This window comes from Synechococcus sp. HJ21-Hayes (assembly GCF_024345835.1).
GTDB lineage: Bacteria > Cyanobacteriota > Cyanobacteriia > PCC-6307 > Cyanobiaceae > Vulcanococcus.
The window spans coordinates 1-22,994 of sequence record NZ_JAGQBW010000019.1 but is presented as its reverse complement, the minus strand read 5'-3'; the positions used below and the strand labels follow the sequence as shown (position 1 = coordinate 22,994).

Here is a 22,994-nt window from a genome sequence, read left to right as displayed (position 1 = left end):
TCTGCCTTCTATGCGGATCCTGCATCATTTGAGCCTCGCTGATCTGAACCCACAGCCGCCTCAGGCATTGCCGGGGCCGGCTTGGGCTGGGAACTGGCCAGCTCGAGCAAATCGAGGATGTGCCGCTCTTCCAGCGGAGACGGCGGGGCATCAGTCGACTGTCGTTGCCCAGAGCAGCGACAGTTCCTCAGCACGATCCTGTTCTCTTGTACAAGCGGCGGCAGTTCCTGAGCTGATTGTTCAGAACCGATAGCGTGCACCCAGCCTTGCCCCCCAGCTGCTGAGCGGGTCATAGTTCACGCTGTCGACCGTGAAACCCGCTGTGCCTTGATAGGTGGCTTCCACGAAGAGATCTGTGGATTTGCTGGCGAGGTAGCTCACGCCCACCTTGCCCTGATAGCCAAACACCCCCTGGCTGCCTGGAGCCTGGCTCACCGTTACGCCAAACGCAGTGGCGGAATAGGAGCCCCAGCTCACATTGGTATAGCCAACCCCACCGCCCAGATAAGGAACCCAGCGGCTTTGGGTGGGGATGTCCACATAGGCTGAGGCCAAGACCGAGTTGGTGTTCACGCCCCCATCGTTGATGGAGGTGCTGCCCAAATTGATGCCCAGGGCCGTTACAGACAGGCTGCTCAAGGTCGCGTTGGTGTAGCTGTAGGTGAGTTCAGTGCGTACAGGTCCGAAGTCGTAGCCAGCACCAACTTCACCGGCAAACCCGCCGTTGAGGTTGTAACTTCCGTTCACCGGAATGCCAAACACTGTCGCATCTCCCGTGACGTTCTGAGGCCAGGCTGCGCCAACGCCCAAGGTGGCGTAAAACCCCTGGGCCTCTGAGCTGGGCTGAGCTGGCGTGGTTTCTTCTGCCTTGGCCCCAACGGCCACCAAGGGCAGGATCAGGGCGGCTGCGAACAGGTGACGCAGCGAGTTTGAAATCAGGCGCATTGGCTTGCGTGGGTGACGTGTTGTGTGAGTACTGCATCAGTGCGGCAGCATTTCGGCTGCGGATCTGGGGCGGCTTATTGAGCTGACCCCTTTCTTTCCGGCTGCGTTATTCAGCTTCTGCATGACTGCAGGCCATGGCTGAGCGCACCTGGCCCAGCAAGGCCTGCAAGGAAGGCTGCTCGTTCCAAATCCTGCTCAGGACCAACAACCAGTGCTGCTCGCTGGCCTCATGGGGCCACGGCTGCCAGTTCCATGTGGGCAGGTGCGGTTTCAGGTGCTGGGCCCAGGCTGGCGTCGCCAGGACTGGCCGGCTGTGCTGATGCAGCCAGAGACCCCAGGCATGGGCGTCATGGCAGGACCTGGCAGCGTGTAGACACTGCCACTGTTGTTGCCGCACCACCGAGGCCAAGCCCGGGGCGAACTGCTGCGCTGGAACCGCCACCTCGCTCCAGCGCTGTGGAGAGCCTCATGTGTGTGGAGGCATCAGGAGTCCCAGGGGTGAGCGACTGATCGGCAGCAGCAGGCAGCCGTTCCAATCGACGCCATCGCGATCGGCCTGCTGCAGCTCTGGCAGGGTGAGGCGAAGATCCAGGCCGCTCACCACGGCGGCATCGATGGCATGGGCGGCCACCAAGTCCCGCCAGGTTCTGGGGTGACGAAACCGCCCCGGCAGCGAAGTCCATGGCTGCAGAGGTTGCAGCAAACCTTGATGCCACGGACAACTCCCCACCCGCCAGGCTCCGGCCTCCAGCCGATGGGCCTGACAGGCACGGCGCAGCAGTTGAAGGCAGGCGCTGCCGCCGTAACGCAGTGCCCGTTCGTGGTGATCGGGATTGGATTTGAGGTTCAAGTCCTTCACCAGATGCCGGGCGCGGCGGCTCACGGTGGGCTGCGAGAGTCCGAGAGCCTTTGCTGCAGCGGTGGTGGTGCCACCCAGCTCCAACAAATCCAGAAGCTGGATCGGCTGGAGCAGCTCCGGGGTTCTGTAAGCAGTGGGCTTGGGGCTCAATGGCTTGGCCATCACTCGGCCCTGCCAGCCTTTGGCATGTCAGGCCGATGGAAGACCTTTTTCGTGCGAAAAAGTGGAGGTGTCCACCGCTCTGGTGGCTCTACTCATGGGGCCCCGGCGAGCCGCCATGCCCGGTGTCAACGACGTCGGCGGCTGCCAACCCGCCAGCCTGAATCAACGTGTGAGAGGTTGGAGCATCGAACACTTCAAGGCCTGATTCTGCGTCGGTGACACGCTTGCCGTATTCGTGAACGCCAGCGATCACCTGCCCACATGAGCCATGCCCTCTGCATATGCGTTACCTGCATACTTCTGGCGGGGTTGGGCAGGTGGATTGCGTCATTAGATGGAAAAGACTGGTATTGCATTAGAACCAGAGAACTGCAATAGTGGCCGTGTACCCAGCCTTGCTTGCGTCAGTGTCTAAGCTTCTTTTTGAAGAGTCTCCCGCCAAAGGCTGGCTTATTGTCGCCACTGATACATTCGTATATGACGAGGAGAATGGCAAGCTTTACGAAAGCGCAAAGCATGATCTCCTTGGCAATTCATCAAATCTTGTCAAGCTAGTTAGCGAAACAAGTGGCTGCAGGGCTGCCGAGTTTGTTTGGGAGGGCTCAACGCAATGTTCGGGAGTATTTTTCGTCGTTGATCCATTTGGTGACTGCCTTGCATCATTAGTTTCGGTCAAGGATTCATCAGGCAACGATTACGAACCCGCTTCGGTTTACGAGTCGATCGATCAAGCTCTGGAATCTCCTCTTCTACCTCGTTGCGGCAGGATTTTTTCCTGCATTGCCATGACCTACGGTGAACATGACTCGTTCATAGAAGTTGATGACTTTAGCCTTGAAGAATCAGTTGACGAGGGTGAGTATTTCGCTAATTTCCCTTCAATCTCAAAGGATCTCGACGAGGGCATAGAGGTCTATTTCAAGCCACACCCAGCACATGGCGATGCGACGGTAGTGTTCCGACTTTGCTGGGAAAAAGGTGAATTGACAGAAGAAGATGAATTTGATTATGAACTAAGCAACAAGCTTCAGGGACTTACCCATGGGAACCCATTCGTAGTGTCGTAGCTCCTTGGGTGCGCCCCATTAGTCTCGGTTAGTAAGCCACTAGTCTCTCAGTGGTACATCTAACGCTGAATAGGCGGATCAGATACCAATTTTGAGTCGGAGCGCTGTTTCAGCATAAGACTCTCCGGCTTGACTCGCCAGCTCTTTTGAAACGGCTGTGCCATTGACGGCTCAGCCGATCAACGGCGGTCGGCCAGGAGTTTACGTGGATCCGATATCCGCTTGTTGGCCCCGATACAACTCACGGTGGCGACCTTGCCGGCCAATCATCTCGGAGATTCCGATAGTCGAACAACGCATCTTGTTATTTGTTTGCTTGGGTGCTGATGTCTACCGGTTGCATCCCACCCCTATTTCCTGAATGCTGACCCCAACAGAGAAGCCCCGGCGATCCGCCGAGGGTTCTCCAGGCAGCCGGGCAGGGGCGCGATGGGTGCTGCGCCCCTGGTGTAGGAAGCTTCGGCCGCCTCAGCTGAGAGCGATGGTCTATCGCCCAGCATTGGGCCAGGTTGGGGTGAGGGTCGTCACTGCGGACCAGCGACCTGCAGGAAGGCAGGGTTGATCTCCATCCACCAGCCGGTTCCGGTGCCCTCCACCTGCCAGCGGCGGCCCCAGTTGCGCTCGGAATAGCGCAGGGCCTGGCCGCTGCCGATGGCCGTGCTCACGTAGCCGCCGTTCACCAGATCCGCCTCGCCATTGGGGTCGTGCATCAATAGCTGGCGAGTCGCTGGATCCCAGCCGATCACCAGGCTCCAGTGGCCGCCACCTGTCGGCGCAGAGACAGGGCCTTTGTGCAGCCAACCCACCGGGCAGGGAATGCCGCGCTGCAACTGCTCGATCAGGTGTTCGATGCGGCCATCCGTGCGGAAACGGGCCTCCAGGCCAAGCTCCTGAAGCGCAGCCACCTGGGCGCTGGCCTCAGTGGTGTCGCCATGGCCTTGCACCAGGGCCAGGTACTGATCATCCAGCTGCCCTTGGCCCTTGAGGCAGCCCGGTTTCAGGAAGGCTGCAGCCATGGCGCAGGTGGAGGAGAAACACATCCGGTCGCCCTGGCTCGTGGCGCTGTCGTTCTGGCTCAGATAGGGCACCGGAAGCTGGATCACTCCCTGGCGAGATGGAGGTGTTGCCTGTTTCGGCTCGATGGCTCCAGTGGCATGGGCGACTTCTGCAGCGCGCCGGCGCATGAGACCTTCCACAGGTCCATTGGGGCCTTTGCACCATCGCGGCAATTCTTGGGAGATCACCACTGCCGGCGCCTCTCCCGCGAGCAACCGCCTACGCAGGGTGGAGGTGTTCAGGGCTCCAGCCCCCACGTTGAAGCAGAAGCTGATCAGCGCATCGCGCTGGCCCGGCAGCAGCGCCACGCCAGGCAGAAGACGCTCCACGGCGCTGGCGGCATAGGCCACATCCTTCTGCAGAAAGGCATCGGCCTGTTGTTGCGTGATCGTCAGCCCAGGGACAACATCCGGCCCGGTGTGGCCATAGCCGATGGTCCAGGGAGCACCGCCACTGGCGGGGTCGGGATAGGCGCTCAGGCGGCAGCCTTCCCAGGTTTTGAGCAGGGTCCAGCCTTCAGGGGTGAGTGGCATGTCAGTCGAGCAGAGAACCTCTGAGGGTTCCGGCCCTGAGCGATGCCCTTGGCAGGATCGAGCGATGACTCTTCCCAACGCGCAGCTCAGCCCAGACGACTGGCGCCGCATCTGCGATGCCCTCCGCTACCTCGGCCGTGATCTGCACCACCGCTCCTTCTCCGTCACAGCAGAACGGTGCGAGCTCCTCTGGCAGGAGATGGACCAGTGCCTGGCGTTGGCGGACCGGCTCAGCCATGCGCAGGCGAACCCCACCGATCAGGAGGGCTGAACCCAGTCCTCCAGGACCAGTCCTGGCACCCTGGCGAATTCACGGGTGTTGTTGGTCACAAGCGTGCTCTGCTGGCTGAGGGCGTGAGCCGCGATCATCGTGTCGAGCGCTTCGATTGGGGTGCCCTTGCGCTCCAGCTCAGCCCGCAAGTCGCCATAGACCCAGACCGCTGCCTCATCGAAGGGAAGAATCGCGAGTGGAGCGAGAACCATCTCCAGGGCCTGACGGTTGCGAGCAGAACCGCTCTTGGCCACGCCGTAGGCCAGTTCGGCGGCAACCACGCTGCAGATGCCGATCTCGCCCATCCGGTACTGCCGAAATCGCTCCAGAACCGCCTGCGGTCTGGCGTTGATCACGTGGATGCAGATGTTGGTGTCAAGCAGGATCACGGCTGGATTGCTTCCCGCTGCTGCTCCTCTGGCTGGTGGCGCTCGATCACAAAGCCAGGCTCAAAGCTGGCCAGACCAGCCTCCAGGGTTGCCCACGGATCCTCAACGGGGAGGAGCAGCACCCCATTGCCGAAGTGCTTGACGGCCACCTCGCTTCCTTGAAATCGATAGTCCTTGGGAAGCCTCACGGCCTGACTACGGCCCGAGGAGAACAGCTTTGCTGTGTCCATGACCCTTTCTTCCACCTGGTGCCTACCGATGGTAGCTACCGCTTTGAGCTCGGAACCCTTTGGCGTCGTTCGTGCATGCGCGCCATGGAGTCCCGCCGGCTGGTGGTTTGGATCTCCACCGGGATCCTGGGGTTCCAGGGCGCCACGTTGGCGTTTGATCTGCGCAGAGGAGTGGTCGATCCGGAAGCACCCGAGCAACCTTCTGGCGGTTCCACTCCCGACTCCCCCGTGGCGTTGTTCTGCGCCCGGCCGCAGGGCCGCATTGATGATGCGGCTTAAGCCAGAAGAGCCACCCAGCGAAACTAGCGAGACAGCCAGAGCAAAGGTCAAGATCTGTACAACGTGCGAAGTGACGTGCAAAGGCAAGGTGCAGAAGGCTGCCACCCAGTGGGTGAATGCTCAGCAGCTCTGATCTGCCCCGAAGCGAACGTGCTGGTTCTCTTACGTGTTGAGATGAACGATTCGATGTTCAGCAGATTGACCCTCGCTCAGTTCGAGCAGGAGCACCAGAGGAAGCCTCTGTCTGTTGAGCCTGATCTTGGCAATCGGCTAGGTCAGATGTCGGTGTCCAATGCGGAAATCGGGACCGACACGAGGCTCACTTGGCGCCCTCGTTGGCCATGGCAGCGCAGTGCCTTCAGGGCGTAGATCGCTACACCAGCGATGAGGAGCTGAGGGCCTGGAATCAGAACCACTCGAGCATGGCGTCCTCCTTGCGGTTCACCCGTGCTTCAGGTGTGCGCCGCTCAAACTCCAGGCGAATCGAGCGCTCCTGCTCTCCATCAGCCGCCACCGCACGGATCGGATAGAGCTGTTCTCCATCACGGAAGGGCACATGCAGGCGGAACGTGCCATCGGCCTCCAGCGGGATCGGCTGATCACCGATCGAGAGGCTGGCCGTGGGTTCTGTGGCGCCGTAGACGATCAGCTCGGCATCGGCCACCAGCCAGAAGGAACGCGGCCTCACCATGCCGCTCCCAGATTCACTGCGGCCGCTGGCCCATAGACCGGCGCCGGAGTCGTTCGGCCCAGTGCTGCGGGCCGAATCCTGATTCCACTCATGCAGCACCTCGGAGCCGACGCGGCGGCTGCGTCCAGCGCTGGTGGCGCTCGAGAGCTGATACATCCGCTCATGCTCCACGCCGCCCCTGCTCACAGGTACAGGCATCGCCGCGATCGGCGCCTCCAGCGAGAAGGGCACAAAGGCATCAGCCACCACGGCCGTGGGCTCCTGCGCCGGCATCCGCGCCACCGACGAGGTAGCGAGGGAGAACCAACCGCCGCTCTTGGTGCGATACCCCAGTTCCACGCGGTAATCGCGATCGCTCAGCGGCATCGGCAGATGCCACTCCCGTGCTCCCGCTGCCACCATCAGCTCCTGCAGGGAATTGGCATGCACGGCGCCCAGGGGCAACCCGGTGACATCCGCCACCCGCAACGCCAGCTGCGTGCCGCCCGCCGCTGCGGCGCGCTCTTGATCGCTGGTGCTGATCTCCCAGAACACGAAAGCCCACTGAGGATCCCGCGGCAGGAAGGTGATGTGGCTGGCAAGCTCAGGAACGCCAGAGCCAGCCTGTTGCGCCGAGGCGGATGGAGCGGTGTGCAGCCCGGTTTGATCCATGCGGCTGTAGCCACCCAGCCCGATCCGCTTGCCCAGATCACGCAGTTGGGCAAGGGTCCAGCTGCCGAGATTGGAGAGGCCGCCGCCGCCCATCTCTACTCCGGAAGCGGCCATCTCCAAGCACTGCGTCAGTCGGTTGATAATCGCCCGGGAGCGGCGCCGCTTGAGGCATCTGTCAGGGCTTGGGGATCACTGCTGTCACTGTGGTCTCGGCCTGTCTGGCACCTAGCAGCGGGGGTGGCTGTTTGGCCAGTGCGCAGCACGAGTGCGGCTGTGTTCTGCAGCGCTCTTTTCCGCTCGCGACGCAGGCCAGGCTGAGCCTCTGAACCAGCCACCATGCCTCTCTGGATCCTGCAGAAGCCGCCCTCCGGCCTGGTGGAGCCCTACGAATCAGCGCGGCTGCGGGACGAGGCCAGAGCGCTCGGCATTCAGCTCGAGGCTGTGGCACCACAGGAGATCGATCTGGTGGTGAGTCGCTGTGGGCGCCGCTCGATCCGCCGCTGCGGAGCTGAAGTGGAGCTGCCTGATGGTTTGTTGCCGCGCACCGGCAGTGGAACGGACTATTTCTCACTGGCGATCCTGCGGCAGCTGGAGCACCTGGGGGTACCAGTGATCAACCCCAGCTCTGCGATTGAGGCGGTTAAAGACAAGCTCTATTCCCATCAGCTCCTGGCCCAGCGCAACCTGCCGATCCCGCGCACGATGTTGGTGCGTTTCCCCGTAGACCCGCAGCTCGTAGCGGCCCAGATCGGTTTTCCCTGTGTGGTCAAGTTGCTGGTGGGCTCCTACGGCGAGGGGATTTACCTCAGCCGTGATCCAGGCAGCTTCCGCGATCTGATGGAGCTCGTCTCCAGCCTTGATCGCACGCAACCTTTGATCCTGCAGGAATACATCGCTACCCGCCCCGGAGAAGATCTGCGGGTCTGGGTGGTGGGCGGCCGCGTGCTTGGTGCGATGCGTCGCCGCAGCACCGATGGCAGTTTCAAGGCCAACATCAGCCGCGGCGGCGATGGTGAGCCGTTCCCCCTCAACAGCGCCATCGAGGACTTGGCACTGGCCAGTGCAGCCGCGGTGAATCTGGAGATCGCTGGGGTGGATCTGCTGTTTGATGGCGAGGGCTACAGCGTGTGTGAAGTGAACAGCGCCCCCGGTTTCGCTGGTTTTGAGCAGGCCACGGGCCTGAATGTGGCTCAGGAAATCCTGGAACACTGTTGCTCGCGCATCGATCAACACCATCAGCCGGCAGGATTCCCTGCAGCTCTCACCGTTTGAGCCTCTGCCTCAGCGGCTGGCTGCATCCGGCTTGCGACACACCCCTGATCGGGGCGGTGACCGCGGCCCCCCGGGCCCCGGGCAGCGCAGGCTTACCAGTTGATGATTCTGTAGGACACCATCCCACCAGGAGAGATCTGGACGGCGCGAGTCACTGTTGCTGCCTCGCCTTTTGCAGTGGCTTGCCGGTAGTGGATAAGGGGCTGGATTGCCTGATCAGACCACCCGCAGCGGAGCGTGGATGAAGGCCTGTGGGACATGCTCAATGCGCCGCTCATCAACCCGGTCTTGTTGCGCCAACCGTATGCAACGGACTGACCACTTTCTGGTAGCCATGACTACAGAAGCCATCCCTTGCTGTAGCCCCTGATGCCTTGTGTGATGTGGCGGCTGGTCGTGCGGTTCCACGCTGGCCGTTCCTCTGGCGTGTCCTGAGCTGTGGCCACCACTGACCAAGTTGATGGGAGTGATCAGGGATTGAGCAACCCCCGTAGCCTGGTGTGACGGCTGTTGCCGCGGTGGTTGTTCACCGCCATCGCCAGGGCTTTGCGCTGCCCCACCAGCACCACAAGCCTCTTGCCACGGGTGATGCCGGTATAGACGAGGTTGCGCTGCAACATCGCGTAGTGCTGCGTGAGCAGCGGAATCACCACGGCGGGATACTCACTGCCCTGGCTCTTGTGAATCGTGCAGGCGTAGGCGGGTACGAGGTTGTCGAGTTCGGCCCAGCCGTAGATCACGCTGCGTCCGTCAAAGAGAACGCCGAGCTCACTGGCGTCGGGGTCGATCGAGTCCACCGTACCCAGATCACCATTGAACACCTCCTTCTCGTAGTCGTTGGCGATCTGCATCACCTTGTCGCCCGGCGCGAAGCGCCAGCCGAAACGCTCCACCTGCTCGGGCGGATCGGGGTTGAGCCGTTGTTGTAGCTCCACATTCAGGGCACGGCTGCCGCAACCACCGCGGGCCATCGGACAGAGCACCTGCACCTGCTGAATCGGATCCAAGCCAAAGCGCTGCGGGATCCGCTCGCTCACCAGCTTCAGGATCACGGCAACGGCCTGCTCGGCTGTCTCCGCCGGCGCGTAGAAGAAGTCGCAGCCATCCGGATCAGCAGGGGCCCGCAGATCGGGGATGCGCCCCTGATTCACGGCGTGGGCTGTGGTGATGATGCGACTGGCTGCGGCCTGACGAAACACCTGCGTGAGCCGGGCCACCGGCAGTGCACCACTGGTGATCAGGTCGCTCAGCACCTGACCCGGGCCAACGGAAGGCAGCTGATCCACATCGCCCACCAACAGCAGCGCCGTGGATTCGGGCAGGGCCTCCAGGAGGGAGGCCATCAACGGCACATCCACCATCGAGGTTTCATCCACCACCAGCAGATCGCACTCCAGTGGCAGATCTGCGCAACGCCGGAAGCCATGGGCGGTGGGATCGAACTCCAGCAGGCGATGGATCGTGGAGGCCTCGAGCCCTGTGGTTTCGCTGATGCGCTTGGCGGCCCGACCGGTGGGAGCGCAGAGCAGGATGCGCAGTCGGCGTGCGGCCAGGATCTGGAGGATGGCGTTGATCAGGGTGGTCTTGCCCACGCCGGGCCCACCGGTGATCACCAGCACCTTGCTGCTCAGGGCCTGCTCCACAGCCTCCCGCTGGCTGTCAGCCAGGGTGAGTGCCAGGCGCTGCTCCACCCAGGGGATCGCCCTAGCGGGATCGATGGCCCCCAGGTCACTGCGCTGCCAGGGTGGCTGCCCCTCAGCCAGGGCCCGCAGGGATTCAGCGATGCTCGCCTCACCGCGGTGCAGATGGCTGAGAAAGATCGCCGGTTGCCCCGCGAGCTGGTCCGCCACCAATGCAGCCTCGGACAGTTCGCTCGCCAGGGCCGCCTCGAGCTGCACCAGCTGCGGAGCGATGACCGTGCCGCCGGCCTCCTCACGGGTGAGCAGCACAGCGGCCAGATCCAGCAGCTCGGCGGTGGGTAGACCGCAGTGGCCGCTGTTGGTGGCCTCAAGCAGCGCGTACTGGAGACCGGCGCGTAGGCGAATCGGTGCATCGGCTGTGATCCCGAGGCGGCTGGCAATGGCATCAGCGGTGCGAAAGCCGATGCCGCGGATGTCGCGCGCCAGGCGATAGGGGTTCTCCGCCATCACCTGCACGGCGTCGTTGCCGTAGGTCTTGAAGATCCGCACCGCCCGCGCCGTGCCGACGCCATGGCTGTGCAGGAAGACCATGATCTCGCGCACCACCTTCTGATCCGCCCAGGCCTGGGCGATACGGCCGGCGCGCACCTTGCCGATGCCCGGCACCTCGAGCAGACGCTCGGGGGCCTGCTCGATCACCTCGAACACCTCCGCCCCGAAGGCGCCGACCAACTTGGCGGCATAGATCGGACCGATGCCGCGGATCATGCCCGAGCCGAGGTACTTCTCGATGCCCTCGGCTGTTGTGGGCGCTGAAGCCCGCAGAAAGGCAGCTTTGAACTGCAAGCCGTGCTCGCGGTCGTTGTGCCAGTGACCGGAGACGGTGATCCATTCGCCGGCGCTGATCTCAGCGGCATGGCCGATGACGGTGACCAGCTCGCGATGGCCGCGGGCCTTGATCCGCAGGACGCAGAAGCCATTGCCAGGATTGTGAAAGGTGACGCGCTCCACCGAACCGGCAAGCACCTCATGGGCCTGATCAGACGTGGGGGTGGTGGCGGTCGCCCTGGACACGGCTTTGCAGTAACCAGTTCATGGTCAACATGCCGCAGGCGTTGCGCCTTTGTGTGGAAGTCTGCCGCTCACAGGGTCTGGCAGGCCATGGCACCATGACTAGCGAGGGGGCCTATCGCCTGCAGCGGCGTTACCCGCACTTGTGCTTCTGGATTGCCCGCTGCCATTCACTCCGATCTGGTGGGTGATGGTGCTTGCGCTAGCGCATCGAGAGAAACTGGAGCTTGGCCGCTTCTACGACATCACCGCATCCATCCCCCTGGATCGTCAACAGAACGACTCTTCTTGCTTGACTTTCATGATCGACCAAGTGAGCCTATAATCTATTGACGGATTGGCGACAGCCATCGCTAAACAACAACAAGCTAGAACGTCAATAGGCCCATCTGAGATGTAGTCGCGCGCAGGGCTGGGGAACTTGCTGTGGATCTCACCACGAAGGCTGGCCTTCGAGGGTCGTAGGCGTGAACCAATGTCTCGGCCGAGCTTCCGGAGTCTCTGGCCCCGCCTCCCAGTGATATGGCGCGGATCAGCGCAGCATCCGAATCCAGATCCACCAGAGCACGGCTACCGGCACCATCGCCAGGGACAGCACGGCAATGCTCTGAATTTGCTCGGGGTTCATCGGTTCACTGCATGGGGCCGCTGCATTGGCAGTCCCTCCCCTGATCCGCTCCATAGGCTGACAGAAGGGCTTAGAGCAGGCACCCTGTCGGCCATGGACCAGCAGCCGTATCAATGCCGTTCAGCCCTGGCAGGATTCAGTCTGTGATGGCGTCCTGAACGTGCGCTACGGCCATTGACCCCATGCCTTTCGTCCAGCCCCCTGCGGCAGACCAGGGCCCGTTGCCCAATGATCCACCGCCGCAGCGCAGCTCCAGGGCCAATGCCCTGGTGATTGGTCTGGGGGGGTGCTTGCTGTTGGCGGCCGTGGGCGTCGTGATGCACGTGCTCACCACCCGTTCCCGTGATGCGGTGGTGGATGCAGATTTCATCGAACTGGCCAGTCCCATCAGCGGTCAGTTGATGGATCTGAAGGTGGGAGCCGGAGAGGCTGTGCGGGCTGGCGAACCCCTGGCCCTGGTGGAGAATCCCAGAGCCAGTAATGGCGACGTGCTGCAGGTGCGTACGGCCTTCACCACGGCCCAGGCCAGGCTGGAGCAAGTGGACCAGCAATTGGCGCTGCAGCGCAGACTGGCTACGGAGTTCCGTCAGGATGCAGACGACCAACGCCGCCTGGAAACGGCGCGGACCAGCAATGACCTCGACCAGCTTCGGGCGGACCTGGCTCGCGAGCGGCAGGAACTGGCATTCAGCGAACGAAACCTGAAGCGCCAGGAAGAACTGTTTCGGGCAGGGGCGGTTGCAGCCAACGTGGTCGACCGGGCTCGGACAACCCTGGAGTCGGAACGGCAGCAGGGGCTGGCGATTGAGGCCAAAATCCGCGCCCAGATCAACCGGCTGCAGGCGGCGGATCGCAATCTCAACCTCGAGCGCACCCGCGGTGGCACGGATCCGCTACCGCGTCTGCAGGAGGTGCGCCTGAAACTGGCCCAGCTCGAGGGCGAACGGGTCGGCGCCCAGCGCCGGGTAACGGGGTTGCAGGCCCAGCTCAAGACGGCCGAGAGCCTGTTCCGTAAACAGAGCACCGTCTGGATCGAGGCGCCCGGTCCGGCCGTGGTGTGGCAGGTCCAGGCGCGGCGAGGCGATTCGCTGCGTCCCCAGCAACCGTTGCTGCGCCTGGTGAACTGCTCCAGCCGCTGGGTCACCACCTATGTGTCGGAACGGGATCTCAGGCGCTTGCGGATCGGCAGCCGCGCCCGCATTGACCTGATCGGCGAAGAGCTGGATCTGCGCGGCCAGGTGGATCTGATCCGTTCAGGAGTGGGCCGTCTCTCGAGCCAGAACGACGACCCCGCCCCGCTGCCGATCAATCTGGCCCGCGAAAGCCGGGTGAGGGTGCGGATCGACAACGATGTTCCGGCACCGCCGCGCAAGCTGTGCTTTGTGGGCTACTCCGCCCGGGTGATCTTCCAGTGAGCGGGGGTACCCGCCGGGTGAGCCCCGGCGCCTGGGCGTTCCTGGTGGTGGCCACAGCGCTGCTGCTCGGGGCCCTGGTGCTGGCCACCTCCGACATCGGCTGGCTGGATGGAGCGCAGTTCAACCCCCTGAGCCTGCGGGTGCTACCCCGCCAGTTCCAGATTGGGGATCTGTGGCGGAATGCCCTTCCACCGGTGGTGCTGGCCGGGATGGCCACGGCGGCCACCCTCTGGCTGCCAAGGCGGCGCTGGAGTTATGCGGTGGTCGAACTGGTGCTGGTGGCATTCGCGCTGCGCTACTTCCTCTGGCGGGCTACCACGCTCAACACCGCCCACCCAGTGAGCTTCACCTGCAGCGTGCTGCTGTTCGGCACCGAGCTGCTCTACCTCCTCACCACCGGCCTGCAACTGCTGCCCGCCCTGCGCTTCGATCCGGGCATGCGCAGCCGCCAGGCGGATCAATTGGAGCCGTGGGTGCAGCACAACGCCCCAACGGTGGATGTGTGGATCCCCACCTACAACGAGCCTAAGCGCCTGGTGCGGCGGGCGATTCTCACCTGCAGAAACCTCCGCTATCCCCATCGCACGATCACCGTGCTCGATGACGGCCACCGGCCCGAGGTTGCCGCGCTGGCAGCCGAGCTTGGCGTGAACTATCTGAGCCGCGACGACAACGTCCACCACAAGGCGGGCAACCTCAACCATGCCCTGGCCCACACCAGCGCCGAGTTCATCGCCGTCTTCGACTGCGACTTCATGCCATTTGCCGGGTTCCTGGAACGCACGCTGGGCTTCTTCGCCGATCCGAAGATGGCCCTGGTGCAAACCCCTCAGCACTACTTCCAGGCGGAGTTCCACAGCCGCAATCTCGGCCTTGAGGTCGTCATGCCGAGCGATCTGGATTACTTCTTCCGTTATCTGCAGGTGATCCGCGATCGATCCAACGCGGTGATCTGCTGCGGCACCTCCTATGTGGTGCGACGCAGCGCCTTGGAATCGATCGGCGGCTATGTGAGCAGCTGCCTGATTGAAGACCACCAGACCAGCACCAAGCTGCTAACCCGGGGCTGGACAGTGCGCTACCTCAACGAGGTGTTGAGCATGGGCGAAGTGCCACGCAGCTTCGCCGACTTTCTGGACCAGCGCCTGCGCTGGATGCAGGGCAACATCCAGATCTTCTTCAGGCCGCGTGAGCTGCCGATCTGGAGCCGCCTCAACCCTGAGCAGATCAGCTTCTACGTGAACTTGGCGGTCAGCCTACTGACGCCCCTGTGGCGGCTGATCTACCTCGTGCTTCCCCTTCTCAGCCTGGTGTTCGGGTTCACGTTGATCGCTGCGCCGCCGATGGAATACGTCGCCTACGGCGTGCCATTCGTGCTGGTGCTCCACAGCCTGACCAGCTGGCTTTGCAACTACCACCAGTTTCAGTTCTGGAATGAGGTGTACGAATCGCTGCTCTGTGTTCCGGGGCTACGGCGCCTGCTGCAGATCCTCAGGCACCCGTTCTGGATCTACGGCGGCATCGTGACGAGCAAGAGCACCACGACAACACGGCAGCGCCTCAATCTCGCCCTGAGCTGGCCGCTCCTGTTGATGCTGGCGGTGTTCGGCCTGGCCATCCTGATGCGGTATGTGCTGCCTCTACTGGCCTCAGACCTTGGCAACTGGCGACCGACCTACGAGGGCGAAACCCTGATGGTGACGTGGAACCTCTACAACGCGGGGGTTCTGGCCATCGCCCTGCTGGCGTGCGTGGATCAGCCCATCCGCAGCACCACCGATCGCTTCCCGATCCAACGCATCGGCTCGCTCAGCGTCGCTGGCCAGAAGTGGTGGGGAACCACCGCAGACCTTTCAGAGGAGGGATCCACCTTCACCTTGCAGCAACCGCGGTCTGGCCTGCGGCCAACAACCGGACAACTCGAGCTGGTGGAACCTCCCCTCTCGATCCGCGTCCAGGTGGAGCCGGCCAGCCCCACCCGGCTTGCGCTGCGATTCCAGGAGTGCTCGGCCGACACCGAGGCCGCCCTGCTGGGCTTGATCTACAGCAGCGAACACTGGTTCCATCAGCCGCGGCGCCTGAGCACCACTGATGCACTGTTGCATGGGCTGGGCTCGCTCTGGCGTCCCGATCCGATCCTGCGGCGGTTTGACTAATCGCTGAGGGATCGAACCCGCTTGGGCAGCAGGGCCCGGGCAATCACATGGCTGAGCCAGGGCCTCCTCTCCGCCACCTGGCTCTGGGACTAGAGCAAGAGGTCCACAGGAATGCGGTTGTGCTGACTCAACCAGTGATCACTGGCCGCGATCAGTCGATTCACGGATGCCGCGCACGGATCATCAACCGGTAGGAGCAGCACCCCATTGCCGACGTGCTTGACAGCCACCTCGCTTGCTTGGCACCGATAGTCCTTGGGAAGCCTCACGGCCTGACTGCGGCCCGCCGGCTGGTGCTACGGCCTGCGGGAGAACTGGAGCAGCAAAGGGGGTCACGTCAACCCCTCTTCCGCCATGCCGATCAACACCGACTGAGGCACCCTATGTCCGTTGCTTCGCCCTACAGCTGTGTCGTCACTCCGTCGTCTGAACTGTTTGAGGGGCGTAGCGGCACTGCTGGTGTTGGGGCTGCTGCCAACGCCTGCAGCATCAGCCCTGGAGGTGATCCTGGTGCGTCATGGAGACAAGAACGTTGGCGACGGCAATTACAACCTGTCTCCACTGGGTTTCCAGCGTTCCGTTGCCCTGGCCAGCATGATCCCAGCCTGCTTTGGCAAGCCCGATCGCATCATCACCTTCTTCCTCGATCCGATCACCAGCAAGAACGCCCGCAGCTACCAGAGCGCTGTTCCGCTGGCGGTGGCCACGGGGGTGAACATCCGGATCGATGAGGATTCGCGCATGGATTCGTTCAACCAGGGGCAACGGCTGCGCCAGGCCACAGACGCCGCCAACAAACGCGTGGTGCTGTTCTGGGAACACCGGCGCATGCCGGAACTGGCCCGTGGTCTGGGCTGGGATGGGATGGCTGAAATCGCCAATGAGGATTTCGATCAACTGATCCTGTTCCGCTTCGCCGCACCGGGCGCTGTGCCGCAGATACAGCGTTACAGCCAGAGCGAGCTCTTCACGCGCCCCTGCTACCGCCAGGCACCTGGACTACTGCCCGGTGGCTCGTTCACGCCTTCCGTCAGAACGTTGAATCCATGAACAGGCAGGCAGCACCGGCAGTCTCAACCACTGGGATGGAACCCCAAAGCTCGGCACAATCCGGCAGCCCAATCTCACTCAACGTGGGTGGTGTTGGAGAACGCCTCTCATCTGTGCCATCTCGAGCAGCCGGATGCCTACCGCCGTGTGCTGCGTGGGTTCTTCACCGAAGTGGAAGCCGGCGGCGGCCGATGGGGATGATCGAGCGCTATGGGGCCTCACACCATTGGCTGCAGGGCATGCAGACCCCGTGCGGATCCGGACTGATCAGGAGCAGCAGCGGGCACACTTCGCCCGGTGGCGGTAGTGTGATGGGTTAGCCGGAGGCGTTGCGCCTCGCCGAGACCATCATCATCGAGGCTGCCCAGCAGGGCACCGTGGTGCAACTGGATGCACATAATGGTCAAGCGACAGGAGTACTGGCTTAAGCATGCCTGCCAGGTCGAAGAACTGCATGGTGTGGGTCTCCCTGATTGAGCGCATTTGCCCTCTATCACAACCATCTTTTCGCGAATCGACCGTTCTGCAGCAATGCTTTTTCGATACATCAAAAAAGATGATGCCTCCTTGGCAGCATCAGCGATTGCCTCAGTTTTTGGCGAATCTGGAGCAAGCCTAACCCGTATTCAGGCCACATGGCTGGATGTGATCGTCGGTAAGCTTTTGGATTTTGATTTTGATCTTGATCGAATATCCAGGATTGTTCCGACTGAGCTTCGTTTTCAATGGCATGATGTTGGGCGCCGCCAAGAGCTGGTTGAGTTCTTAGTCTCCTTAGAGTTGTTATCAAATCCCATCTCGGAATGCCTGAGCCGTTCCGTCGAACACTGGGCCCTTGCTCTTGACATCGATCATGATGCGATAGATCTCGTGCGTGAGCTTGCACGTCATCATCATCGTCGTGCAACTCGCGCTTGGTACCGATTGAGTTGGTTCGGTCGAAAAGCCAAGCAGAATGAAGCTCAAATGCGTCAAATCGCAGACCATGGCGTCATGGCCATCGCCTTGACCATGGAGCCAGACCCTTCCGAGGCACTGCGTTGGCGAAATCTCAACCATTGTCCAGATCGATCGATCGGGCAGGCTCTGTATCAACTTCTGGAGTCCCAGGATATTGGCTTTCCTGGTGAAGTTGGGGCCACTCACTCCACGCTTGCTCTGCACGACTGGATTCATGTGATCACGAATTTACCGGTGAGTCCTTTAGGAGAAATAGCTACAGCGGCTTACATCGCTGCATCCAGCCAAACCCCCGAAGCGACGCTGGCATTCTTGGGAACGATCAGTATCTTTGAAGCATCATTACTCCAGTATCATCTCGATCAATCAGTCGATCAGAGCCCTGCTGGTCTCATCGGCTATTCAGGCGCCTTGTCAACGCCAGAAGCCATGCAGTATGTTGCAACCGCTATCCAGTCAGGTCATCGTTGTCCCGTGGATCCAATTCGGGATCTCGATTACTTCTCCATTGCCCATCTGCCACTCGAGGAGATTCGCCGAAGCTGGGGCCTCCCTGCAGGTGGCTTGCCATTATTTGTCCCTTAGAAATTCGCCGTGTAGGCAAAGCGGAGCGGGTCGATCCAAATAGGCGATGGCGAGCGGGCCTTGGCTGATGTGTTCTGAGTCGAACACGCTACAGAAACTCTGGCCACGTTTGTTATCATAACCCGTGCCGATGAGCCATCCACATGCTTCAGGGGCATGGTCATCCATGGGGACATGTACATGTTCTTCGAGTTCGATACCACTCTCTGCAAACCACTGTTGGCATTGTGAGTCGCATGAGCTGTGTCTGAATAGTCCGTCGTAGATGGCTGTGGGTTGGCTGCATGAGCTGATAAGGCCAAAGCAGATAGTGCTGGTGCGACCGCGAAATCGTTGATCAATCTGTGGGAACTCGGTGCATGTAGGGCCACGTTCTTCCGTCGTCTTGCCATTGTTAAGGCTAATGGTTGTTGATCTCAGCTCCGTCTGAGGCAACCCGTCGGCGAACTCCAGTTGATGCTGCAAAGCATCGGGATGGCTCCTGATGTATTGGATAATCAGCTCATTAGTGCTTTCCCAGGCATTACAGAAATGAAAGATGAGCTCAGAACCCATCTGAAAGGTCCGCTCAATGTCAAGGGTCTTGCGATCGATCAAGAGGAGTTGCGAGCCCCTGTCGTCATGCCAAGCCATGGCCTCAAGCAGAGTGCTGCCATCGGCCAAGCACTGTCGATCGAGTTCGAGAGGTGCCAGCCAGACGCCGATGAAATGGTCTGTTAGCAAAAAGTCATGGACAATCGCCGTCGGCCTGACGGTATGTGCTCTGATCTTGTGAAGTCTACCTGCGGGGTTGATGACATACACCAACAAGCGATTGCCACTGATGCCAATATTGCAGAGATTACCTTCTCGATCGAACTTGGGATGGGCGCCAAATGGCGCTCCTGCTGTCTCTTCTGACCAGGTTTTGAGCCCAATTGTGGAGAGATCGGTCGGGCAGATCTCATGGGCCGAGCCAGCTTCCCATAGGGCCAGCAGTTGTCCGTTGAAGGCGATCAGGTTGGTGTTAGCCGTGTTGAACGCGTCAGGAAGGATTAAGCTGGTTGAAGATCTGCCTCCTGTTGAAAAGCCTGGGTAGATAAAAGTCTGCTCATGTTGTTCATCGCTAAACTTGTGTGTCTGAATCCATGCCCCCTTGTGGTCAATATTGCCCCGTGAGATCGTCCAGCACTGCGCAAAGCCATCTCCGTCCAATAAATGTGACTTGCAGACATCTCCACGTCGGAATAGAGCTGGTCCATTGCGCAGCAGCCGGCCGTTGAGCTGCTCTGGCCACCTGCCGAGAATCTCGATAACTCGCCAATAAGGCTTTAAGGCAGAAAACTCAGGCTGTCGCAGGAACACACTCGTCATAGCTGGAGATACAAGCTCATCTCAGCATCATGGCTGAAGGACGCCTGGTTGAATTCTGGTGGGCCAATGATGGTTGTTATGCTGGATTGCGTGCTGAAGGCGAAAGGCTCTGTGGGGTAGCCAATAATATTAAAGTCCATCTGTTGGTTGCCATTGATATCAAGTAGGACGCAGGCTGCATAGGTTCCATGCTGTAGATCTGCGAGGGTGATGAAAATGCTGCCATCCCCTTTGGAGCATGATTGCGATGCTTGACGGCAAGCTCGATCCATCTTCATCCAATCATCGCTATTGTTGAATAAGGCCAAGTAAGCCTGGCCTGAAAGGCTTTGTCGATTTTCGATGATGACGTGAAGATCGCTGTGGCCGGCTCCGGGTGTCATGGCTTGGCGGATTAGAATTAGTTGATGTATTCTAGCAAGATCACTTTCCTTTGCCTGAGGGGCATTGAGTCGTGCAAGGCCGTTGTCAGTCTTCTGGTCTATTGGAGGGAGATGGTCTGCTCGATTTGCTTCGAGGCAGGCTGGCTCAAGCCTGCATAATTCTCAGGACATTTGTACAGGATCATTACTGGTGCTGCGTTAAGGCAACATAGGAATACCCAGCCCATCCGCGCGTTAATCGTTCTGTAGTCGCAGGCCAAGACTGGGTGATAGCGACAAGCGGTTCATCCATCAAGTAGCAACAACTGAATAAATGAACACTTGGTCAATGATCAGTGGAGAGAGTGACCCATGTTCCCTGTCTAGATCGCCACCTAGAAGCCACACGGTCTGAAGAGCATGTGGCGTCAATGCTGGCTTGCCTTCTAGAATGGCGATAAATGATGCAATCCAACATGTTATTGCAACGACGCCTTATTCACCAAGATCATCAGCTTACCCCTTGGTGGCAGCTCTGGCGTCAACCACATGCGGCCTTGATCCGCATGCCATGGATTCTATTCTTTGTTGCTATGGGGTTGATTTATGCCTTGGAGGTGGGTTTCTTTGCGGTGCTGTTGGCGTTCGATAGCCCCCATTTGGTTGGGATGACTGCCATGGGTGTACCCAAGGCTCTGGCCTTCTCCGTGGATAACTTCTTTGCCAATGGATTCACCAATCTCAATCCCGACTCCTCCTATACCCATGCAGTAGCAGTCGTTGAACTCGTGGCTGGACTGATCACACTCTCGACTCTAACGGCACTCGTGTTCTCCCGCCTAAGTAGTCATGAGGCGCCCCTTCGATTCAGCCATCACGTCTGCATTAGCAAGCTCGATGATGGCCACCTATTTTGTCGATTTGTCACCAGCGACCTGAGTCAGTGGCTTAATGTCAACTATAGCCTGACATTGATTATTGATGAGGAGATCGAGCCAGGGTTGATCCAGAGACGACTGAAGCCATTAAGCCTGTTGAACCCGGGTACACCTCAGCTCAGCCAAACAGCAACACTCACCCATCGGCTTGACGCGTCTAGTCCAATTCGAAAGCTTGGGTTAGATGAATTGCACCGCTGTCAGGGAGTTCTCTTAGCCTTGGTGCAGGGGGTTGATGAGACAACCGGCGTCGAACTCCTTCAAACTTATGTTTACAAGACTGATCAACTGGTCGTCGGAAGTCGCTTTGCGGATCTCGTCAGTAGGGACCGAGATGGGCGCCCAGTAGTCAACCCAAGGCTACTCAATAAGATCGTTAAGGTCTAAGATTCTAGACCAGCCGTGAAGTCGACGATGTCAAACAGCAGCGAGCGCTCCGGCGAGGCATAAAAGCCGAAATTGAGCAGGTGGCTGTCACCGCAAAGCTGCACCAGCAGGCCGGAGTGGGGCGAACGGGCCAGATCGGCAGCCATGAAGGCTGCGCCACCGCGGAAGAATTCGAACACCCCAGCCCCCATGCGTTGGTGGCGCAGGGGCAAGAGCCAGGGGATGCGATCGCGCTCTTGCTCCCGCAGGATCGCCAGCGGCGAGCGCCGATCCGCCGGCGGGCTCCAGTGCCCCAGCACATGCCAGTCCTGTGATCCAGACAATGGCGCGGTGACGCGGGTCATAGGAATCTTGACCCCCCCTGCCGTGACATGGTCGCCGTCGGTGGGGTGGTTCGCAGGCTGGTGATGAATCGGGCGATCACCTCCGCGACCCAGCTGGTGCCGTGCCCATTCGCCTTGCTGTGCTCTGGTGCTTGTTTTGCACGCAGGGCCCAGGCGATCTCACGTTGGCCCACGTCATCCATCAAGGCATCAAGCCTCTTGCGGGCTTGCGTGGCCGTCAGGCTGGAGAGGATTCACCTATGCCGCCGTACGTGAAAGCGTCCTGACGTTTAGGTCGGGGGCTTCTGGGCCGGGGTAGCCGCTGGCTTGATGGCGGGTTTGGTCGTAGGGGTAACCGCAGGTGGCGTGGCCGGCTGGGGCGTGGGGATTGGCTTGGCGTTGGCACATAAGGCCACCACCATCAAGTCTTCTCCGCCGCGCTCTTTGGATTCAGCGACGGAATACGGCAGCCGCCAGGCACTCCATGCCTGATCGCCATTTCTGAGGCTCAACTTGAGGGTGTCGCAGTGCACAGCCACGCTGGCCGTGTTGCTCGTGGCCGCCGGCTCCGCTGAATGACCGGCAGTCGTTGTATCGCCGCATTGCACGCTGGTGGTACGCACGCCAGTCGCCATCAACTTCCAGGCAGACCAGTCGTAGCTGCAGGCGCCAAATGGGCGCCAGCGTGGTGCCTTGAGGGCGTTGATCTTCTGCAGTAGTGCCTTCTCCTTGTCGCTCAATCCCGATGCAGCGGGTGGCGCTGTCGCCGCACCGGAGGGTGCACTGGACGGCCGCTCCTGGGCCACGGCGGGCACGAGCCCCACGCTGCCGATCGACAGGACCGTAATCAGGGGTAGACAAGCCAGAGCCTGGCCAGGTCGCTTCATGGCTACAGCGCGTTCGAGAGATCAGAACCACTCGAGCACAGCCTCCTCCTTGCGGCCGCAGGCCGCCACTACCGGATTCGCTGCGGCCACTGGCCCAGAGTCCTGCTCCAGACGCTCTGCTCCCACCCATTGAGCGGCCCTAGGCGGCAACGGATGGACTGAGCGGAACCTGGGCAGCAGCGGTGTTGCGATCAGGACCCGGCGTTGAGCTGTGGTTGATTGACGGAAGGGGCCTGTTGATCCCGCAGTTCACGCTGCAGATTGAAGAACAGTTGGGCAGGGTCCCGGTAGTGCCGCGGCAGGCTGGTATGCAGAACGGACAACCGCTCCCAGCAGAGGGTGCGTTGGACCTTCGCCAGAGAGGCTCCCTCACGCACCAACATCCGCATCGCCTTGCAGTACATGGGGTACTGGGCTTCCAGTTCACCGATGCGCAGTCCTGCCGCGGGGGCAACCGTGGCCTGAACCATTGTCAACATGAGAAGCAACCGCAGGTTCAGCGTGACAGGGAGTCGCGGTTTTGATGTGTGTTCCCTGACGCCAAGATGGTGCTTGACAGTGTTGGCTGATTAACCCACTGAACGTAGAGCTGAGCTTCTGCGGCGGGCCAGCTGCGGGGTTGGGAGCCAAGGCCTCGCCATCGCCGCCGCGACTCCTGCTTGCCTTGAGCAGGCCCAGGCAGCCGCGCAGCAAGCTCCATACACAGATGTGTAGCCTTTGCGACAAATGCACGGGCGTCCGCCTGCCCTGGCTAGCTGTAGCTGTAGTTGAGGAGCAGATCCATGGCCTTGATGCTGCCAAGCGGACTGATGGAGCTTCTGAATGCTGAGCTGT

20 protein-coding genes are annotated in these 22,994 nt (G+C 60.8%); 8 read left to right on the top strand and 12 right to left on the bottom strand.

The genetic code is table 11. The annotated features are described in order from the left end of the window. Nucleotides 1-240: 240 nt before the first annotated feature. Together KBZ14_RS13285 and KBZ14_RS13280 are read right to left on the bottom strand one after the other, a co-directional pair. Nucleotides 241-945, bottom strand: a complete 705-nt coding sequence (locus tag KBZ14_RS13285) for an outer membrane protein (RefSeq protein WP_255118823.1) — start codon at nucleotides 943-945, stop codon at nucleotides 241-243. A 466-nt stretch (nucleotides 946-1,411) separates the two neighbouring features. After that, entirely contained in the window at nucleotides 1,412-1,966 is a 555-nt protein-coding gene (locus KBZ14_RS13280) for a helix-turn-helix domain-containing protein (RefSeq protein WP_255118822.1), read from the bottom strand. Between the two features lie 377 nt (nucleotides 1,967-2,343). On the opposite strand from KBZ14_RS13280, the gene KBZ14_RS13275 reads away from it, so the two are divergent. Beyond that, on the top strand, nucleotides 2,344-3,033 hold the full coding sequence (locus KBZ14_RS13275; protein ID WP_255118821.1) for a hypothetical protein: 690 nt from the start codon (nucleotides 2,344-2,346) through the stop codon (nucleotides 3,031-3,033). Between the two features lie 524 nt (nucleotides 3,034-3,557). On the opposite strand, the gene KBZ14_RS13270 is transcribed toward KBZ14_RS13275, so the two are convergent. Further along, complete coding sequence (locus KBZ14_RS13270) at nucleotides 3,558-4,622, bottom strand: glycoside hydrolase family protein (RefSeq protein ID WP_255118820.1); 1,065 nt, start codon at nucleotides 4,620-4,622, stop codon at nucleotides 3,558-3,560. Nucleotides 4,623-4,686: 64 nt separating this feature from the next. Here KBZ14_RS13270 and KBZ14_RS13265 point away from each other — a divergent pair, with 64 nt between their 5' ends. Then, nucleotides 4,687-4,893: a hypothetical protein gene (locus KBZ14_RS13265; RefSeq protein ID WP_255118819.1), complete on the top strand. Its 207-nt coding sequence runs from the start codon at nucleotides 4,687-4,689 to the stop codon at nucleotides 4,891-4,893. Here the strand turns inward: KBZ14_RS13265 and vapC are convergent. The 3 genes from vapC to KBZ14_RS13250 form a co-directional block, all read right to left on the bottom strand. Next, a complete protein-coding gene (vapC, locus tag KBZ14_RS13260; protein WP_255118818.1) occupies nucleotides 4,881-5,282 on the bottom strand; it encodes a type II toxin-antitoxin system tRNA(fMet)-specific endonuclease VapC in 402 nt (133 codons plus the stop codon). The two genes, KBZ14_RS13265 and vapC, sit on opposite strands and share 13 nt — an antisense overlap. After that, nucleotides 5,279-5,512: an antitoxin gene (locus KBZ14_RS13255; protein ID WP_255118817.1), complete on the bottom strand. Its 234-nt coding sequence runs from the start codon at nucleotides 5,510-5,512 to the stop codon at nucleotides 5,279-5,281. Before KBZ14_RS13255 ends, vapC begins: the two co-directional genes overlap by 4 nt. A 685-nt stretch (nucleotides 5,513-6,197) precedes the next feature. After that, entirely contained in the window at nucleotides 6,198-7,247 is a 1,050-nt protein-coding gene (locus KBZ14_RS13250) for a DUF4912 domain-containing protein (RefSeq protein ID WP_255118816.1), read from the bottom strand. Nucleotides 7,248-7,469: 222 nt separating this feature from the next. Between KBZ14_RS13250 and KBZ14_RS13245 the strand changes: the two genes are divergently transcribed. Continuing rightward, nucleotides 7,470-8,405 (top strand): ATP-grasp domain-containing protein, encoded by a 936-nt coding sequence (locus tag KBZ14_RS13245; protein WP_255118815.1) that lies wholly within the window; start codon nucleotides 7,470-7,472, stop codon nucleotides 8,403-8,405. 470 nt (nucleotides 8,406-8,875) lie between these two features. On the opposite strand, the gene recD2 is transcribed toward KBZ14_RS13245, so the two are convergent. Continuing rightward, nucleotides 8,876-11,119 (bottom strand): SF1B family DNA helicase RecD2, encoded by a 2,244-nt coding sequence (recD2, locus tag KBZ14_RS13240; RefSeq protein ID WP_255118814.1) that lies wholly within the window; start codon nucleotides 11,117-11,119, stop codon nucleotides 8,876-8,878. An 807-nt stretch (nucleotides 11,120-11,926) separates the two neighbouring features. Here recD2 and KBZ14_RS13235 point away from each other — a divergent pair. From KBZ14_RS13235 to KBZ14_RS13220, 4 genes are all read left to right on the top strand, one after another. Next, the gene (locus KBZ14_RS13235) at nucleotides 11,927-13,159 is read left to right on the top strand and encodes an HlyD family secretion protein (protein WP_255118813.1); all 1,233 of its coding nucleotides are present in this window, start codon (nucleotides 11,927-11,929) and stop codon (nucleotides 13,157-13,159) included. Beyond that, a complete protein-coding gene (locus tag KBZ14_RS13230; protein WP_255118812.1) occupies nucleotides 13,156-15,315 on the top strand; it encodes a glycosyltransferase in 2,160 nt (719 codons plus the stop codon). The genes KBZ14_RS13235 and KBZ14_RS13230 overlap by 4 nt, the downstream gene beginning before the upstream one ends. A 435-nt stretch (nucleotides 15,316-15,750) precedes the next feature. Continuing rightward, nucleotides 15,751-16,365: a histidine phosphatase family protein gene (locus tag KBZ14_RS13225; protein ID WP_255118811.1), complete on the top strand. Its 615-nt coding sequence runs from the start codon at nucleotides 15,751-15,753 to the stop codon at nucleotides 16,363-16,365. Between the two features lie 483 nt (nucleotides 16,366-16,848). Beyond that, nucleotides 16,849-17,910, top strand: a complete 1,062-nt coding sequence (locus KBZ14_RS13220; RefSeq protein ID WP_255118810.1) for a hypothetical protein — start codon at nucleotides 16,849-16,851, stop codon at nucleotides 17,908-17,910. Here the strand turns inward: KBZ14_RS13220 and KBZ14_RS13215 are convergent. After that, nucleotides 17,896-19,263 carry a carotenoid oxygenase family protein gene (locus tag KBZ14_RS13215; RefSeq protein ID WP_255118809.1) on the bottom strand — a complete coding sequence of 456 codons (1,368 nt, stop codon included), beginning with the start codon at nucleotides 19,261-19,263 and terminating at the stop codon, nucleotides 17,896-17,898. The genes KBZ14_RS13220 and KBZ14_RS13215 overlap by 15 nt on opposite strands. Continuing rightward, nucleotides 19,260-19,646 (bottom strand): DUF2141 domain-containing protein, encoded by a 387-nt coding sequence (locus KBZ14_RS13210; protein ID WP_255118808.1) that lies wholly within the window; start codon nucleotides 19,644-19,646, stop codon nucleotides 19,260-19,262. Before KBZ14_RS13210 ends, KBZ14_RS13215 begins: the two co-directional genes overlap by 4 nt. Before the next feature lie 461 nt (nucleotides 19,647-20,107). Between KBZ14_RS13210 and KBZ14_RS13205 the strand changes: the two genes are divergently transcribed. After that, nucleotides 20,108-20,950, top strand: coding sequence for a hypothetical protein (locus KBZ14_RS13205; RefSeq protein ID WP_255118807.1), 843 nt, complete (start codon nucleotides 20,108-20,110; stop codon nucleotides 20,948-20,950). Here KBZ14_RS13205 and KBZ14_RS13200 read toward each other — a convergent pair. The 3 genes from KBZ14_RS13200 to KBZ14_RS13190 all read right to left on the bottom strand — a co-directional run bounded on the left by KBZ14_RS13200 (nucleotide 20,947) and on the right by KBZ14_RS13190 (nucleotide 22,639). Beyond that, the gene (locus tag KBZ14_RS13200; protein WP_255118806.1) at nucleotides 20,947-21,294 is read right to left on the bottom strand and encodes a DUF2252 family protein; all 348 of its coding nucleotides are present in this window, start codon (nucleotides 21,292-21,294) and stop codon (nucleotides 20,947-20,949) included. The genes KBZ14_RS13205 and KBZ14_RS13200 overlap by 4 nt on opposite strands. A 269-nt stretch (nucleotides 21,295-21,563) precedes the next feature. Continuing rightward, nucleotides 21,564-22,160, bottom strand: a complete 597-nt coding sequence (locus KBZ14_RS13195) for a hypothetical protein (protein ID WP_255118805.1) — start codon at nucleotides 22,158-22,160, stop codon at nucleotides 21,564-21,566. A 191-nt stretch (nucleotides 22,161-22,351) separates the two neighbouring features. Continuing rightward, complete coding sequence (locus KBZ14_RS13190) at nucleotides 22,352-22,639, bottom strand: DUF3136 domain-containing protein (protein WP_315856150.1); 288 nt, start codon at nucleotides 22,637-22,639, stop codon at nucleotides 22,352-22,354. Between the last annotated feature and the right edge of the window lie 355 nt (nucleotides 22,640-22,994).

Coding starts and splice junctions, on each gene's coding strand:
- KBZ14_RS13285 (WP_255118823.1), bottom strand. CDS start 945: ATGCGCCTGATTTCAAACTCGCTGCGTCACCTGTTCGCAGCCGCCCTG.
- KBZ14_RS13280 (WP_255118822.1), bottom strand. CDS start 1,966: ATGGCCAAGCCATTGAGCCCCAAGCCCACTGCTTACAGAACCCCGGAG.
- KBZ14_RS13270 (WP_255118820.1), bottom strand. CDS start 4,622: ATGCCACTCACCCCTGAAGGCTGGACCCTGCTCAAAACCTGGGAAGGC.
- KBZ14_RS13265 (WP_255118819.1), top strand. CDS start 4,687: ATGACTCTTCCCAACGCGCAGCTCAGCCCAGACGACTGGCGCCGCATC.
- KBZ14_RS13255 (WP_255118817.1), bottom strand. CDS start 5,512: ATGGACACAGCAAAGCTGTTCTCCTCGGGCCGTAGTCAGGCCGTGAGG.
- KBZ14_RS13250 (WP_255118816.1), bottom strand. CDS start 7,247: ATGGCCGCTTCCGGAGTAGAGATGGGCGGCGGCGGCCTCTCCAATCTC.
- KBZ14_RS13245 (WP_255118815.1), top strand. CDS start 7,470: ATGCCTCTCTGGATCCTGCAGAAGCCGCCCTCCGGCCTGGTGGAGCCC.
- KBZ14_RS13235 (WP_255118813.1), top strand. CDS start 11,927: ATGCCTTTCGTCCAGCCCCCTGCGGCAGACCAGGGCCCGTTGCCCAAT.
- KBZ14_RS13215 (WP_255118809.1), bottom strand. CDS start 19,263: ATGACGAGTGTGTTCCTGCGACAGCCTGAGTTTTCTGCCTTAAAGCCT.
- KBZ14_RS13210 (WP_255118808.1), bottom strand. CDS start 19,646: ATGACACCCGGAGCCGGCCACAGCGATCTTCACGTCATCATCGAAAAT.
- KBZ14_RS13200 (WP_255118806.1), bottom strand. CDS start 21,294: ATGACCCGCGTCACCGCGCCATTGTCTGGATCACAGGACTGGCATGTG.
- KBZ14_RS13195 (WP_255118805.1), bottom strand. CDS start 22,160: ATGAAGCGACCTGGCCAGGCTCTGGCTTGTCTACCCCTGATTACGGTC.
- KBZ14_RS13190 (WP_315856150.1), bottom strand. CDS start 22,639: ATGTTGACAATGGTTCAGGCCACGGTTGCCCCCGCGGCAGGACTGCGC.